Source organism: Oleiphilus sp. HI0128, from assembly GCF_001635365.1.
In genome coordinates this window covers 1-288 of record NZ_LWGG01000551.1, presented here as the reverse complement: position 1 = coordinate 288, position 288 = coordinate 1, and the positions used below count along the sequence as shown (strand labels likewise).

Sequence of the window (288 nt, the reverse complement as noted above, 5' to 3'; positions counted from 1 at the left end):
GGGCCTTTATTGGTGACAATAGAAAACCATAGTCCACTGAACATTGGCGCTCTACAGTTGCGCACGCAGCTAATTGACGCAAATGGAAAAGTAATTAAGATTGAAGAATGGTCAATTAACGAAACGATTCCGGCGCAAAAACGCAGCCCCTACTATCCTGCCAAAGTTGTTTATCACTTAAAAACAGGCGAAAAGGTTAAAACCAGCATTAGCTCGGTGACACTTGAATAGAAACACCAATTAGGAACCGTTTTGTTTGCTTGATATCCATTGGCGAGTATTAGCACC

Annotated in this window: 1 protein-coding gene; it reads left to right on the top strand. The window is 42.0% G+C overall.

Annotated features, from left to right (window positions below):
* The coding region (locus A3763_RS06550; RefSeq protein WP_231872124.1) for a hypothetical protein at positions 1 to 231 on the top strand (231 nt) is incomplete at its 5' end.
* Positions 232 to 288 lie beyond the last annotated feature (57 nt).